The sequence below is a fragment of the Mesorhizobium sp. M7A.F.Ca.MR.176.00.0.0 genome (assembly GCF_004023165.1).
Lineage (GTDB): Bacteria > Pseudomonadota > Alphaproteobacteria > Rhizobiales > Rhizobiaceae > Mesorhizobium.
Genome location: NZ_RZTC01000008.1, coordinates 71,170 through 84,770, shown reverse-complemented (window position 1 = coordinate 84,770; position 13,601 = coordinate 71,170). Strand labels below are relative to the sequence as shown.

The window sequence follows — 13,601 nt, the reverse complement described above, 5'->3', positions numbered from 1 at the left end:
TGAATTGGGCTGGTGTTTTCCGGGGAATTGCACTATATGCGCCGCAGCATAGCGCTGTGACGCTTTGCTTGCACCGGCCCCTGCTGGACGACATCCCGGCTGAGGGCGACCCGTTTCCTCAAACAGATAAGGAAAAACACGATGTCGATTACTGCCGAGCGCAAACAGGAATTGATGGGTGAATTCGCAACCGCCAAGGGCGATACCGGGTCTCCGGAAGTCCAGGTGGCCATCCTTTCCGAGCGCATCAAGAACCTGACCGACCATTTCAAGGACCACAAGAAGGATAACCATTCCCGCCGTGGTCTGCTTGCTCTCGTCTCTCAGCGCCGCAGCCTGCTTGATTATCTCAAGCGCAAGGACGACGCGCGCTACCAGACGTTGATCGAGAAGCTCGGTCTGCGCCGTTGACGAATTGACCGGCGGGCTTTCGAAGGAGAGCCCGCCGGTCGCGCATTCTGCCAGTCGCATCGACTGGCCAGACCCGGTTTCGATCGTGCAGAGGGCACTCGAAACCGCCCATGGACGGTCATGGGGCAGGATTGCAGGACGCTCGCGCGCGCTCGCCGCGCCGAAATTACCCGAGCTTCCCGTTGTCTTGCCCGTGGCTGCCCGAGAAAGGAAGCCAGGGAAAGGGCATCCGCGCACCGTGAAACGGCGCGGCCCTTTCCTCATATTAAGGACAAGACATGTTCAATCACCACAAAGTGGAAATCGAATGGGGCGGCCGTCCGCTCATCCTCGAAACCGGCAAGATCGCACGCCAGGCTGACGGCGCGGTGCTCGCCACCTACGGCGAGACCAAGGTTCTCGCCACCGTTGTTTCGATGAAGGAGCCGAAGCCCGGCCTCGATTTCTTCCCGCTGACCGTCAACTACCAGGAAAAGACCTACGCCGCCGGCAAGATCCCGGGTGGCTATTTCAAGCGTGAAGGCCGTCCGAGCGAGAAGGAAACGCTGGTTTCCCGCCTCATCGACCGCCCGATCCGCCCGCTCTTCGCCTCCGGCTACAAGAACGACACGCAGATCGTCGTCACCGTCGTCCAGCATGACCTCGAGAACGATCCCGACATCCTGTCGATCGTGGCCACCTCGGCTGCCCTGACGCTCTCGGGCGTGCCCTTCATGGGCCCGATCGGCGGCGCCCGCGTCGGCTATATCAACGGCGAATACGTGCTCAACCCGCATGTCGACGAGATGCAGGAATCGAAGCTCGACCTGATCGTCGCCGGCACCACCGACGCCGTGCTGATGGTTGAGTCCGAGGCCAAGGAATTGGGCGAAGAGCTGATGCTCGGCGCCGTCATGTTCGGCCACAAGGGCTTCCAGCCGGTCATCGACGCCATCATCAAGCTGGCCGAAGTCGCCGCCAAGGAGCCGCGCGACTTCACCGCGCCGGATTATTCCGCCCTTGAAGCCGAGATGCTGAAGATCGTCGGTGACGAACTCAGCAATGCCTACAAGAACGTCGACAAGCAGAAGCGTTACGCCGCCGTCGATGCCGTCAAGGCGAAGGTCAAGGCAGCGTTTGCCCCGGCCGAAGGCGAAGATGCCAAGTACACCTCCGAGCAGATCGGTTCGGTATTCAAGGAACTCCAGGCCAAGGTCGTGCGCTGGAACATCCTCGACACCGGTTCGCGCATCGATGGCCGTGACCTGAAGACAGTCCGCAAGATCGTCTCTGAAGTCGGCGTCCTGCCACGCACCCACGGTTCGGCGCTGTTCACCCGCGGCGAGACCCAGGCGCTGGTCGTTGCCACGCTCGGCACCGGCGAGGACGAGCAGTATGTCGATTCGCTGACCGGCATGTACAAGGAGAAGTTCCTTCTTCACTACAACTTCCCTCCCTACTCCGTCGGAGAGACCGGCCGCATGGGTTCGCCGGGCCGCCGCGAAATCGGCCATGGCAAGCTCGCCTGGCGCGCCATTCGCCCGATGCTGCCGAGTGCCGACCAGTTCCCCTACACTCTGCGCGTCGTCTCGGAGATCACCGAGTCCAACGGTTCGTCGTCGATGGCCACCGTCTGCGGCACCTCGCTGGCGCTGATGGATGCCGGCGTGCCGCTGGCAAAGCCGGTCGCCGGTATCGCCATGGGCCTGATCAAGGAAGGCGAGCGTTTCGCCGTTCTGTCCGACATCCTTGGTGATGAGGATCACCTCGGCGACATGGACTTCAAGGTCGCCGGCACCGCGAACGGCATCACCTCGCTGCAGATGGATATCAAGATCGAAGGCATCACCGAGGAGATCATGAAGATCGCGCTGGACCAGGCCAAGGATGGCCGCCAGCACATCCTCGGCGAAATGGCGCATGCTCTGACCGGCGCGCGTTCGGAACTGGGTGAGTTCGCACCGCGCATCGAAGTGATGCACATCCCGACCGACAAGATCCGTGACGTGATCGGCTCGGGCGGCAAGGTGATCCGCGAGATCGTCGAAAAGACCGGCGCCAAGATCAACATCGAGGACGACGGCACGGTCAAGATCGCTTCGTCCAACGCCAAGGAGATCGAGGCGGCGAAGAAGTGGATCCACACCATCGTCGCTGAGCCGGAAGTCGGCGAGATCTACGAAGGCACGGTCGTCAAGACCGCCGACTTCGGCGCTTTCGTCAACTTCTTCGGTCCGCGTGACGGCCTCGTCCACATCTCGCAGCTTGCCAACGACCGGGTCGCCAAGACCTCGGACGTGGTCAAGGAAGGCGACAAGGTCTGGGTCAAGCTGATGGGCTTCGACGAGCGCGGCAAGGTCCGCCTGTCGATGAAGGTCGTCGACCAGGCCACCGGCAAGGAACTCGCCCGCGACAAGAAGACCGAAGGCGAAGAAAACGCCGCCTGAACGTCTTGAGTTCATGAATTGAAGCGGGCGCGGCTTATGTCGCGCCCGTTTTCATTTCAGCCCCGGTTTTCACTCTCAAATCGCCCAGACAAGTCGAGATCGAACAATGTCCGCCGAGCCGTTGAAGACGCTTTTCCATCCCTTCGAGGCCGAGGCTGTTGCTTTGCCGGGAAAGGGCGAGCGCGTGCTGTTTCTCGGCGCTGAGCCGGGTTTTCGCCTGCCTGAAGGCTTCGAGGCGACGCTTCACCTCGTGCAGGGCTTTCGGCCGCATTTTAGCGCGCTGCAGGCGTCTGGCTGCGTCGTCACCGCGCAAGTGGAAGGCGATGGCTTCGATATGGCACTTGTGCTGGCCGGGCGACATCGGGGTCTGAACGAAGTGCGCCTCGCGCAGGCGCTTGAGCGTGTGGCGCCGGGCGGCTTGGTCGTCGTTGGCGGCGGCAAGGATGATGGCATTGCCAGCCTGCGCAAGCGCGTCGGCGAACTTGTGCCGCTGGAGGGCCATCTGCCAAAATATCACGGCATCGCCTTCTGGTTACGCCGTCCCGCGGACCTCGCCGCCGCGGAAGAACTGCGCGCCGCCAATCCCGCTCTGCTGGTTGAAAACCGGTTCCCCACCGGGCCCGGCATGTTTTCCTTCGCCCGGATCGATACCGGCTCCAAATTGCTGGTCGAGAACCTGCCCAATGATCTGCGTGGCAACATTGCCGATTTCTGCGCCGGCTGGGGGTATCTGGCTGCCGAGATCGCCGTCCGCTCACCGGGCATTTCGGCGCTCGACCTCTATGAGGCCGATTTCGCCTCGCTCGAAGCCGCGAAGCTCAATCTGGCAGGGGTCACCCAGTCGATCGCCAGAAACTTCTTCTGGATCGATCTGCTGAAGGAACCTGTCGAGAAGCGCTACGACGCGATTGCCATGAACCCGCCCTTTCACCGTAGTCGGGCGGCCGAGCCGGAGATCGGCGCCGGCATGATCCGCGCGGCGGCCAAGGCCTTGAAGCCGGGTGGGCGGCTGTTCATGGTCGCCAACCGCCAGCTTCCCTATGAGCCGATCCTGGCGGCCGCCTTTTCGAGCCATGCCGAACTCGCCCGCGATGGCATGTTCAAGGTGCTTGTCGCTCGTCGTTGATACAATGCACCGCGTTCAATGCAGATTGGCGACGCGTCGGACCTCATCGGTGACATGCACGTCGCCGACCCTGATCTTGAGGGGGGCCGGCCTGCCGTAAAGATAGCCTTGCACCACCTCGCAGCCGGCCGCCCTGAGCAGCGTCGCCTGGCTTTCGGTCTCGACACCTTCGGCAATGATGCTGACGCCGAGCGCGCGCGACAGCCCGACGATGGTCGAGACGACCGCACCCGAGCTGGAATCGGTGTCGAGGCGGCTGACGAAGGACCGGTCGATCTTCAGCTTGCCGAACGAGAAATCGATCAGGTAGCTCAAATTGGAATAGCCGGTACCGAAATCGTCGACGGCGACCGAGATGCCCATATCCGCAAGCTCCTTCAGGATGGCGGCGGCGCGGTCGCGGTCCTGCATCATCGCCGTCTCGGTCACTTCCAGCTCCAGCCGCGACGGCTTGATGCCGGTGCTCGTCATGGCGTCGCGCACGATGCCGACGAAGTCCTTGGTCATGAACTGCACGGGCGAGATGTTGACGGCGACGAAGCAATCGTCGGGCAGATGCCGGGCGTCGCTGCAGGCTTTGCGCAGCACCCATTCGCCGATCGGGCCGATCATGCCGGTTTCCTCGGCGATCGGAATGAACTCCATCGGCGGGATCATGCCGCGTTCCGGATGCCGCCAGCGGATAAGCGCTTCATACCCGACGATGCGGCCGGTCGGGAGATCGAGCTGCGGCTGGTAATGAAGGTCGAAGTCACCACGCTCGAAGGCTATGTGCAGTTCGGATTCGATCCATTGGCGATGGTCGGCGACCCTGCCCATTTCGGCATGGAAGACCGACCAGTTGCCGACGCCGCTGGCGCGCGCGTTCTGCAGCGCCAGATTGGAGCGGCGCAGGATGAGGACCGGATCGACGCCGTCCTTTGGCATCGCCACGATGCCGACCGACAGGCTGACCGATTGCAGGTGCGTACCGAGATCATAGGGCTCCATCATCTCGTCGATGAGTCTCTCTATGGTGCTTTCCAAGGACCCTGAGACTTGATTGTCGGGCAGCAGGATCGCGAATTCACCGGCGCCGATGCGTCCGATCAGCGCGCGCGGTGGCACGCACGTCTTCAAGCGCTTGGTGAAGGCGCGGATCAACTCGTCGCCCTGGCTGTAGCCGATGGCGTCATTGATCTGCTTGAAGCGGTCGATGTCGATATCGATGAGGAACATCGGCTCGCCGGTCCGGCTGGTCGCGCATGCCGCCTCGGCAATCTTGCCGACCATCGCCGGGCGTGCCACCAGGCCGGTCAGCTTGTCGAAATGGGTTTCCGTGAAGACGAAATCCGCCGATTCATCGACGCCGGCGAAGAAGGACATCGCGGCGACCGACGCCGCCAGTGCGCAAAGAGCGGCCATCACCGGGACCATCAAGTCCGCGGAGATGCCGGCAAAACCATCGCCGAGACCGAGCTTCAGGCCCCAGAGCCCGAGGACGAAACTGCCGAGACCCGAACTCGCTATGGTGAGCAGTCGGAACACCGGTGTTCGCTTCGGGTTGCTGACGGCGAGCATTGAAAGTTCCCCTGAGTACGGGGCTTTCTAGCGGATATCTCCTTAAAATGAGTTTCCGCGAATGAATCCAATTTTATTGGACCGAAAGTATTTCTTGAGCGGATCAATGCGCCTGGCGCTGAAACGATTCAGTTGGCGCGCTTTAAGCTTCGTGTCTTCAAATGTCCGCCATTTCAAAACCGTCGCGCACCTTTGGCCGGAAGGCGTTAGTCTCGTCCGCCGTCGGTCTGCTTCAATTCGTCGAGCGTCGGCATGGAAACGATATGATAGCCGGAATCGACATAGTGGATTTCGCCGGTAACCCCGGAAGACAGATCCGACAACAGATAAAGCGCCGAGCCGCCGACCTCGTCGATGGTCGCCGTGCGGCGCAGCGGCGAGTTTCGCTGCTGGTAGGAAAACATGTGGCGCGCATCGGAAATGCCGGCGCCGGCAAGCGTGCGCACCGGTCCAGCCGATATGCCGTTCACCCTGATGGCGCGCGGACCGTAGTCGTTCGCAAGATACCGGACACTCGCCTCAAGCCCTGCCTTGGCGACGCCCATGACATTGTAGTTCGGCATGACGCGGACCGACCCCGCATAGGTCAGCGTGATCATCGATCCGCCGTCCTTCATCAAGGTGGCCGCATGGCGGGCGACCTCGGTGAAGGAGTAGCAGGAGATCACCATGGTGCGGACGAAATTGTCCCGGCTGGTGTCGGCGTAGAGGCCTTTCAGCTCGTTCTTGTCGGAAAAGCCAATGGCGTGGACGACGAAATCCAGCCCGCCCCATTCCTTGCCCAGAGTCTCGAACGTGGCCGCGACAGAATCGCTGTCCTCGACGTCGCACGGCACGACCAGCGAGGCGCCGAGCTTGTCGGCCAGCGGCCTGACCCGGCGTCCGAAGGCATCACCCTGATAGGTGAAGGCGAGTTCCGCCCCATGTTCGGATAATTTCCGGGCGATGCCCCAGGCGATCGAATGATCGTTGGCGACACCCATGACAAGCCCGCGCTTGCCCTTCATCAATCCGTCCATGGCCGGCAAATCCTTATGCGGAATAGCGCTGGAAAACGAGCGTGGCGTTGGTGCCGCCGAAGCCGAACGAATTGGACAAGACAGTGTCGATCCGGGCGTCGTCGATGCGCTTTCGCACGATCGGCATGCCCTCGAATTCGGGGTCGAGGGTCTCGATATGGGCGCTTTCGCCGATGAAGCCGCCCTGCATCATCAGGATCGAATAGATGGATTCCTGCACGCCAGCCGCGCCCAGCGAATGGCCGGTCAGCGACTTCGTCGAGGTGATATACGGCATCTCTGAGCCGAACACCTCGCGGATCGCGCCCATTTCCTTGGAATCTCCCACCGGCGTCGAGGTACCATGGGTGTTGATGTAGTCGACCGGTGTGGAAACCGTGGCCAGCGCCTGGCGCATGCAACGGACCGCGCCCTCGCCTGAAGGGGCAACCATGTCGTGACCATCCGACGTCGCGCCATAGCCAACGATCTCGGCATAGATTTTCGCGCCGCGCGCTTTGGCATGCTCAAGCTCTTCCAGCACCAGCACCCCGGCGCCCCCGGCGATGACGAAGCCGTCCCGATTGGCGTCATAGGCGCGGGAAGCGGTCGATGCCTTGTCGTTGAATTTCGACGACATCGCGCCCATGGCGTCGAACAGGTCCGACATCGTCCAGTCGAGATCCTCGTGGCCGCCGGCAAAGATGATGTCCTGCTTGCCCCACTGGATCAATTCATAGCCATTGCCGATGCAATGCGCCGAGGTCGAACAGGCCGACGAGATCGAGTAGTTGACGCCGTGGATCTTGAACCAGGTGGCAAGCGTCGCCGATGCAGTCGACGACATTGCCTTCGGCACCGCGAACGGACCGATGCGCTTGGGACTGCCGTTCTTCAGCGTCGTTTCGGCAGCTTCGACGATGGTGCGGGTGGATGGCCCGCCCGATCCCATGACGATGCCGGTGCGCTCATTGGTGATGTCGCTCTCGCCGAGGCCCGCATCCGCGATCGCCTGATCCATGGCGACATGGTTCCAGGCAGCCCCCTGGCTCAGGAAGCGCATCGCACGGCGGTCGATCATGGCCGATGGATCGAGCGTCGGCGCTCCCCAGACCTGGCAGCGGAAGCCGTGTTCGGCGAAGGAATCGGAGAAGCTGATGCCGGATCTGGCGTCATGCAGAGAGGTCTGCACCTCGTTGGCATTGTTGCCGATCGACGACACAATGCCGATGCCTGTGACTACGACACGTCTCATTCGCAACTCCTTCCAGGGGTGCTGGCCAGAGAGCTGGCCAGGGATGCCGGTCAGCCAACCGCCGACTGCTTGGACAGACCGACTTTCAAATCCGTTGCCGCGTATATGGGTTCGCCATCCGCCTTCAGCCAGCCATCGGCGATGCCGAGCACCAGCCGGCCCCGCATCACGCGCTTGAAGTCGATGCCATATTCGACCTTCTTCACCGAGGGCGTGACCATGCCCTTGAATTTCACTTCACCGGTCGACAGCGCCATCCCCTTGCCGGGTTCGCCCAGCCAGCCAAGATAGAAGCCCGTCAATTGCCACATGGCGTCGAGGCCGAGGCACCCCGGCATGATCGGATTGCCGATGAAATGGCAGGCAAAGAACCACAGGTCCGGCTTGATGTCGAACTCCGCGCGGATGAAACCCTTCTCGAAGGCGCCGCCCGTCTCGCTGATCTCGGTGATGCGGTCGAACATCAGCATCGGCGGATAGGGAAGCTGGGCGTTGCCCGGTCCGAACAGTTCGCCGCGGGCGCAGGCCAGCAATTCGTCGTACTCGTAGCTGGATTTACCCGCCATCAATCTCATCCCCATATCGTTCCGGGCTATCGGGTGCCCTTGTCGTTGGTTTCCTAACACAATCTGTTTCAGGCCGGAAACCGGCGTTTGCGCTTAGCCTGCTCGTCTGCCTGGGTCAATGCGCGCTATTGATCGCATTCGGACGACAGAATATATGTCCTGAGAGGTCCGGTTTCGGCAGACGTTCATTTTTTTGCCATTCTGGGCGTGTCTTGGGGCGGAACTGTGGGGTTCGACGAGAAGATGGACCTGGACGGCCGGAAGGAAAATGTCGCTGTGGACAAGCGGGTCCGTGAAGCCGGCCTGAGGCCGACGCGTCAGCGCATTGCGCTGGCCGATCTGCTTTTCGCCAAGGGCGACCGGCATCTGTCGGCCGAGGAACTGCACGAGGAGGCGGTTGCCGCCGGCGTGCCGGTGTCGCTGGCCACCGTCTACAATGCCCTTCACCAGTTTACCCAGGCGGGACTTTTGCGCATCCTCGCCGTGGAGGGCGCGAAAACCTATTTCGACACCAACACCTCCGACCACCACCATTTCTACATCGAAGGCGAAAACCGCATATTCGACATCGACAGTGGTCCGGTGACGGTCGCCAACCTGCCGGAGCCGCCGGAAGGGATGGAGATCGCCAATGTCGATATCGTGGTGAGGCTGCGCCCCAAACGCCGCGAATGACCGGCGAGGCCCCCTTACCGTGCCCGTGCTGTTGCTGCTCGGCGAGCACATGTGGGGCAATGCGGCCGCGATGGCGGTTGCGCTGATCTGGATCGCGCACATCGCCATCGACCGTGCGCTGGCCTATGGCCTGAAGCTGCCAACCGGCTTTCAGGACACCCATCTCGGCCGTATCGGGCGCTAGGCTGACCTGAATTTCAACACACCCAAACCGGGCCGTGAAGGATCGGGGTTAAGATTCTGGGTCAAGAATCAGTCCTTGACCCGTTCGCCGGGATAGGCGCCCCAGACGATCGACTGGGCAAGCCAGCCTGTGTGGCCATCGAATGTCATTTCGCACCACTGGCCGTCGCAGGATTTGATCGTGCCCATGACGCCCGGCTCGACCATCGCGACCACCCTTGCGTCCTTGTTGGGGCTGTTGAGAAGGTTGATCTGGGTACCCTTGCCGCGCTGCCACGGGGCAACGATTGCGGTGCGCCGGCCGGAAAGCAGCGACTGGTTGATCCAGCCTTCCGAACCATCGGCATCGCGCACGCGGCGCCATGTGTCGAATTCCTGGATGATCTCCATCGGCAGGCCGGCCTTCATATACATCCAGTCGACCGAGTAGTTGGCCCCGGGACCGACGCGCGAGTTGACACGGCCGGATTTCAGGCTGACGAAGCGCGGCAGCGGCAGGCCACTCGGACCAAGCGTGACGACGCCCTGGGCAGGTGCAGCGGCACTCTGCGCCACGGCAAGCGGAGAATAAAGCAGAGCGCCGAGAAATGCTGCGCTGAGGGTCAGGCGAAGCGACGCGAAACCAGACACTTTCATTCCTTTCGGCGCTTGCCCATCGGCCTCGGCGCCCCTTTTTCTTTGTCTTCGGCGGCACCGCTTGTTACATGGAGTAATCGGCACCGCGACCGGCTTTCAGTTTCGCCGGTCTTGGTTAAAGAGGTCTCAACGAGGGAAACAATGGCAGGCAAAAAGAAGCCTCTCGTGGTCATCACGCGAAAGCTGCCCGACCCGGTCGAGACCCGTATGCGCGAGCTGTTCGACGCCAGGCTTAATGTCGAGGACAGGCCGATGACGCAGCCGGAGCTGGTTGCCGCGGTCAAGGAAGCCGACGTGCTGGTGCCGACGGTAACCGATCAGATCGACGCGGCGCTGATCGCCCAGGCAGGCGACAACCTCAAGCTGATCGCCAATTTTGGCAATGGCGTCGACAAGATCGATGTCGCGGCCGCGGCCAAGAGGGGCATCACCGTCACCAATACGCCGAATGTCCTGACCGAAGACACCGCCGACATGACCATGGCGCTGATGCTGGCGGTGCCGCGGCGGCTGGCGGAAGGTGCCAATGTGCTCACCGGTGACAAGAAATGGGCTGGCTGGTCGCCGACCTGGATGCTGGGCCGGCGCATCTGGGGCAAGCGGCTCGGCATTGTCGGCATGGGGCGAATCGGCACCGCCGTCGCCAGACGAGCCAAGGCCTTCGGCCTGTCGATCCACTACCACAACCGCCACCGCGTGCTGCCGGCCGTGGAGGACGGGCTGGAGGCGACGTATTGGGAAAGCCTCGACCAGATGCTGGCCCGCATGGATATCATCTCGGTCAACTGTCCCTCGACGCCGGCAACCTTCCATCTGCTTTCGGCGCGGCGGCTGGCGCTGCTGCAGCCGACCGCCTATGTCGTCAACACCGCACGTGGCGACATCATCGACGAGGAAGCGCTGGTCAAGCTGATTCAGGACGGCAAGATCGCCGGGGCTGGCCTCGACGTCTACGAACATGAGCCGGCTTTGAACAGCAAGCTGCTGAAGCTCGCCGCCAAGAACAAGGTCGTGCTTTTGCCGCATATGGGCTCGGCGACGCTCGAGGGCCGCATCGATATGGGCGAGAAGGTCATCATCAATATCCGCGCCTTCGTCGACGGCCACCGCCCGCCGGATCGGGTGCTGCCGCTCAGGACCTGACGCTGTCGCGGCCCACAAACCGTAAGATAAACCTTACGAGATAGCTTTGCGCATGGTGATCGAGGTCGGCCTGGCATAGCCCTCATGCGCCGTCCGTTCAGTTTCGCGAAAGCCGAGGCGAGCAAAGGCCTCATGATTCCCGGTCAGCTCGATCCGCGTCTGAAGCGCGACGGCGGCCTTGCCGCGGCTACGGGCAAGGTCTTCGACCGCCTGCATCAGCCGCCGGCCGATGCCTTGTCCCTGGCGGTCCGGCGCGACCGCGAACTTGCCGACATAAAGGTCCGCTGCCCTCTCAAGGGCAAAGACGCAGCCGACGATCCTGTCGCCCTGCACCGCCACGAGGCCGGTCTCCTGCCGCGCCTTGTCCCGCAGGCTGTCGGCGGTCAAAAGGTGGGCCGAGGAGGGCGGGTCGATGATGCCGTCCATCGAGGCGAAGGCACACATGATCAGTGCGAGCACATCGTCCCACCGTTCGAAATCGACCGGGATTCGCGTGATGGAGACAGCTTCGTTCCGGTCCAAGAATTCAGCTTCTCTTGTAGCGGATGGTGTCGAAGCGCGCCGCCAGCCCGTCATAGAGCAGCAGCCGGCCGACCAGCGGTTCGCCGACGCCGGTGATCAGCTTGATCGCCTCCATCGCCTGTAGCGTACCGACGACGCCGGTCAGCGCGCCAAGCACGCCGGCTTCGGCACAGGACGGCACCAGGCCCGGCGGTGGCGCCTCGGGAAACAGATCGCGATAGCTTGGGTTGGGCTTGCCGTCCTTGCCGTCTTCGAATGGCTTCAGCACCGTTACCGAACCATCGAAGCGTCCGACGGCGGCATGCACCAACGGCTTGCCTTCGCTCGCGCAGGCATCGGCCACGGCATAGCGCGTTTCGAAATTGTCGGAACCGTCGACGACGATGTCATAGCGGGCGACGAGGGCGGGCGCATTGTCCGTGGTCAGCCGGAACGTATGCGGTTCGACTGTGGTGTTGGGATTGATGCGAGCGATTGCCGCCTTGGCGCTCTCGGTCTTCAGCAGGCCGACAGTGTCGGTACCGTGAATGACCTGGCGCTGCAGGTTGGACAGCGAAACGGTGTCGTCATCGACCACGCCGAGTGTGCCGACGCCGGCGGCGGCAAGATATTCAAGCACCGGCGCGCCCAGTCCGCCAGCGCCGATGACCAGCACCCGGGCCTGTTTCAGCCTTTGCTGGCCGGCGCCGCCGATCTCCGGCAGCACGATGTGGCGGGCATAGCGTTCGATCTCGTCTGCGGTCAGGGCGGCAGTGGTCATTGCCTGATCATACAGGGACGGAAAAACCTTGTCAGGGGCCTTCGGTTGGCCCAACCGTCCCATGGTCGACAGTCAGGAATTGCGCGCGTCCCTGGAGACTGGAAAACAGCGCAGCATCGGTTCCTGTCATGAACGCCTGGCAGTTCAGTTCCTCCAGGATGGAGAACAGCGCCGCGCGCCGCCCGCTGTCGAGATGCGCGGCGATCTCGTCGAGCAGCAGGATCGGCGTCATGCCCGACATTTCGCCGGTCAGCCTTGCATGCGACAGCACGATGCCGACCAGCAGTGCCTTCTGCTCGCCGGTCGAGCAGAGTTCGGCCGGCATCGCCTTGGGGCGGTGTCCAACCACCAGATCCGAACGGTGCGGGCCGTCGAGGGTGCGCCCGGCGGCGCGATCGCGCTCACGGCCCCCGGCAAGCGTCCGACGGAAGCGCTCCTCGACATCGACCGCCGGCGCGGCGGCGATTTCGGCTTCCAGATCGCCCGAAAGGCCGATATCGGCCCGCGGAAATGGTCCCGTGTCGGGCAGCCTGTCGATCATGGTGGCGAGCAGGCGCACCATTTCGGCCCGCGCCGCGGCTATCGCCACGCCGGTTTCGGCCATCTGCGTCTCGATAGCGTCGAACCAGCGGTCGTCCCGGGAGTTTTCGGTAAGCAGACGGTTACGACCGCGCATCGCCTTCTCGTAGTCGATCGCACGTTGCCCGTGCCCGGGATCGATCGCCAGCACGAGCCGATCGAGAAATCGCCGGCGATCCGCGGCCGGTCCGGTGAACAACGCGTCCATGGCTGGCGTCAGCCACACCACGCGCAGCCATTCCAGCATGTCTTCGGCCGAACGCGCCGACGCTCCGTTGATGCGCACCCGCCTGCCGCCTTCGCCGGCGGTGTCGCCGCCGGAAATGCCTGTTCCGATCTCGACCTGGCCGTCAGGTCCGTCGAGCCGGGCATGCAATGCAAAGCCGCCGTCGCCGCCCTCGCGTGCGACATCCACGTAAGGGGCGCGGCGCAAACCACGCCCCGGTGTCAAAAGGGAGATTGCTTCGAGGAGATTGGTCTTGCCGGCGCCGTTGTCGCCGGAAAAAACCACGGCACCTGGCGCCAGATCGATCGTCAGCGCCGCGTAGTTTCGGAAATTGGTAAGTGTAAGCTTACTTATGTGGTTCTGTGCCGGCAACCGCTATCCGCCTATAGAGCGTTCCATCGTTTCACGGAAACGCAAAACCAATCTATCTCTTTGTTTTAACGCAATTCCCAAGGGAAAGCGCTATGCGCTTTTCCCGGGAAAACCGCTTCACACTTTTCCTGGAATTGCTCTAGAAGTTGCCGTAAATATCGCG

The 13,601-nt window shown here is 62.5% G+C and carries 13 protein-coding genes and 1 pseudogene; 6 read left to right on the top strand and 8 right to left on the bottom strand.

Features of this window, described 5'->3' with window-relative positions:
• The first annotated feature begins 99 nt into the window (after positions 1-99).
• The 3 genes from rpsO to EOB59_RS05200 all read left to right on the top strand — a co-directional run bounded on the left by rpsO (position 100) and on the right by EOB59_RS05200 (position 3,963).
• Positions 100-411: a 30S ribosomal protein S15 gene (gene rpsO / locus EOB59_RS05210; protein ID WP_269470859.1), complete on the top strand. Its 312-nt coding sequence runs from the start codon at positions 100-102 to the stop codon at positions 409-411.
• 278 nt (positions 412-689) lie between these two features.
• Positions 690-2,837, top strand: coding sequence for a polyribonucleotide nucleotidyltransferase (pnp, locus tag EOB59_RS05205; RefSeq protein ID WP_127318977.1), 2,148 nt, complete (start codon positions 690-692; stop codon positions 2,835-2,837).
• Between the two features lie 106 nt (positions 2,838-2,943).
• Positions 2,944-3,963 (top strand): class I SAM-dependent methyltransferase, encoded by a 1,020-nt coding sequence (locus EOB59_RS05200; RefSeq protein ID WP_128287824.1) that lies wholly within the window; start codon positions 2,944-2,946, stop codon positions 3,961-3,963.
• A gap of 15 nt (positions 3,964-3,978) precedes the next feature.
• Here the strand turns inward: EOB59_RS05200 and EOB59_RS05195 are convergent, their stop codons facing one another.
• The 4 genes from EOB59_RS05195 to fabA all read right to left on the bottom strand — a co-directional run bounded on the left by EOB59_RS05195 (position 3,979) and on the right by fabA (position 8,342).
• Positions 3,979-5,523: a bifunctional diguanylate cyclase/phosphodiesterase gene (locus EOB59_RS05195; protein ID WP_127807962.1), complete on the bottom strand. Its 1,545-nt coding sequence runs from the start codon at positions 5,521-5,523 to the stop codon at positions 3,979-3,981.
• A gap of 206 nt (positions 5,524-5,729) precedes the next feature.
• Positions 5,730-6,542, bottom strand: coding sequence for an enoyl-ACP reductase FabI (gene fabI / locus EOB59_RS05190; protein WP_128287823.1), 813 nt, complete (start codon positions 6,540-6,542; stop codon positions 5,730-5,732).
• Between the two features lie 13 nt (positions 6,543-6,555).
• Entirely contained in the window at positions 6,556-7,776 is a 1,221-nt protein-coding gene (gene fabB, locus EOB59_RS05185) for a beta-ketoacyl-ACP synthase I (RefSeq protein ID WP_127318969.1), read from the bottom strand.
• 50 nt (positions 7,777-7,826) lie between these two features.
• Complete coding sequence (fabA, locus tag EOB59_RS05180; protein WP_013527885.1) at positions 7,827-8,342, bottom strand: 3-hydroxyacyl-[acyl-carrier-protein] dehydratase FabA; 516 nt, start codon at positions 8,340-8,342, stop codon at positions 7,827-7,829.
• 243 nt (positions 8,343-8,585) lie between these two features.
• On the opposite strand from fabA, the gene irrA reads away from it, so the two are divergent.
• Together irrA and EOB59_RS05170 are read left to right on the top strand one after the other, a co-directional pair.
• On the top strand, positions 8,586-9,017 hold the full coding sequence (gene irrA / locus EOB59_RS05175) for an iron response transcriptional regulator IrrA (RefSeq protein ID WP_024503471.1): 432 nt from the start codon (positions 8,586-8,588) through the stop codon (positions 9,015-9,017).
• Between the two features lie 13 nt (positions 9,018-9,030).
• Positions 9,031-9,201, top strand: a pseudogene (locus EOB59_RS05170) (DUF4260 family protein); the annotation flags it as partial.
• A gap of 68 nt (positions 9,202-9,269) precedes the next feature.
• Here EOB59_RS05170 and EOB59_RS05165 read toward each other — a convergent pair.
• Complete coding sequence (locus tag EOB59_RS05165; RefSeq protein ID WP_128287822.1) at positions 9,270-9,830, bottom strand: SH3 domain-containing protein; 561 nt, start codon at positions 9,828-9,830, stop codon at positions 9,270-9,272.
• 147 nt (positions 9,831-9,977) lie between these two features.
• Between EOB59_RS05165 and EOB59_RS05160 the strand changes: the two genes are divergently transcribed.
• Positions 9,978-10,979, top strand: a complete 1,002-nt coding sequence (locus EOB59_RS05160; RefSeq protein WP_023811391.1) for a D-glycerate dehydrogenase — start codon at positions 9,978-9,980, stop codon at positions 10,977-10,979.
• Between the two features lie 33 nt (positions 10,980-11,012).
• Here the strand turns inward: EOB59_RS05160 and EOB59_RS05155 are convergent, their stop codons facing one another.
• From EOB59_RS05155 to recF, 3 genes are read right to left on the bottom strand one after another with little or no spacing between them, the layout of a single operon-like run.
• Positions 11,013-11,501 carry a GNAT family N-acetyltransferase gene (locus EOB59_RS05155; RefSeq protein WP_128287821.1) on the bottom strand — a complete coding sequence of 163 codons (489 nt, stop codon included), beginning with the start codon at positions 11,499-11,501 and terminating at the stop codon, positions 11,013-11,015.
• 4 nt (positions 11,502-11,505) lie between these two features.
• Positions 11,506-12,261, bottom strand: a complete 756-nt coding sequence (locus EOB59_RS05150; RefSeq protein ID WP_128287820.1) for a molybdopterin-synthase adenylyltransferase MoeB — start codon at positions 12,259-12,261, stop codon at positions 11,506-11,508.
• A 31-nt stretch (positions 12,262-12,292) separates the two neighbouring features.
• Positions 12,293-13,438 carry a DNA replication/repair protein RecF gene (gene recF / locus EOB59_RS05145; RefSeq protein WP_127396808.1) on the bottom strand — a complete coding sequence of 382 codons (1,146 nt, stop codon included), beginning with the start codon at positions 13,436-13,438 and terminating at the stop codon, positions 12,293-12,295.
• Positions 13,439-13,601 lie beyond the last annotated feature (163 nt).

Coding starts and splice junctions, on each gene's coding strand:
- fabA (WP_013527885.1), bottom strand. CDS start 8,342: ATGGCGGGTAAATCCAGCTACGAGTACGACGAATTGCTGGCCTGCGCC.
- EOB59_RS05195 (WP_127807962.1), bottom strand. CDS start 5,523: ATGCTCGCCGTCAGCAACCCGAAGCGAACACCGGTGTTCCGACTGCTC.
- fabI (WP_128287823.1), bottom strand. CDS start 6,542: ATGGACGGATTGATGAAGGGCAAGCGCGGGCTTGTCATGGGTGTCGCC.
- pnp (WP_127318977.1), top strand. CDS start 690: ATGTTCAATCACCACAAAGTGGAAATCGAATGGGGCGGCCGTCCGCTC.
- irrA (WP_024503471.1), top strand. CDS start 8,586: ATGGACCTGGACGGCCGGAAGGAAAATGTCGCTGTGGACAAGCGGGTC.
- fabB (WP_127318969.1), bottom strand. CDS start 7,776: ATGAGACGTGTCGTAGTCACAGGCATCGGCATTGTGTCGTCGATCGGC.
- EOB59_RS05160 (WP_023811391.1), top strand. CDS start 9,978: ATGGCAGGCAAAAAGAAGCCTCTCGTGGTCATCACGCGAAAGCTGCCC.
- EOB59_RS05150 (WP_128287820.1), bottom strand. CDS start 12,261: ATGACCACTGCCGCCCTGACCGCAGACGAGATCGAACGCTATGCCCGC.
- EOB59_RS05200 (WP_128287824.1), top strand. CDS start 2,944: ATGTCCGCCGAGCCGTTGAAGACGCTTTTCCATCCCTTCGAGGCCGAG.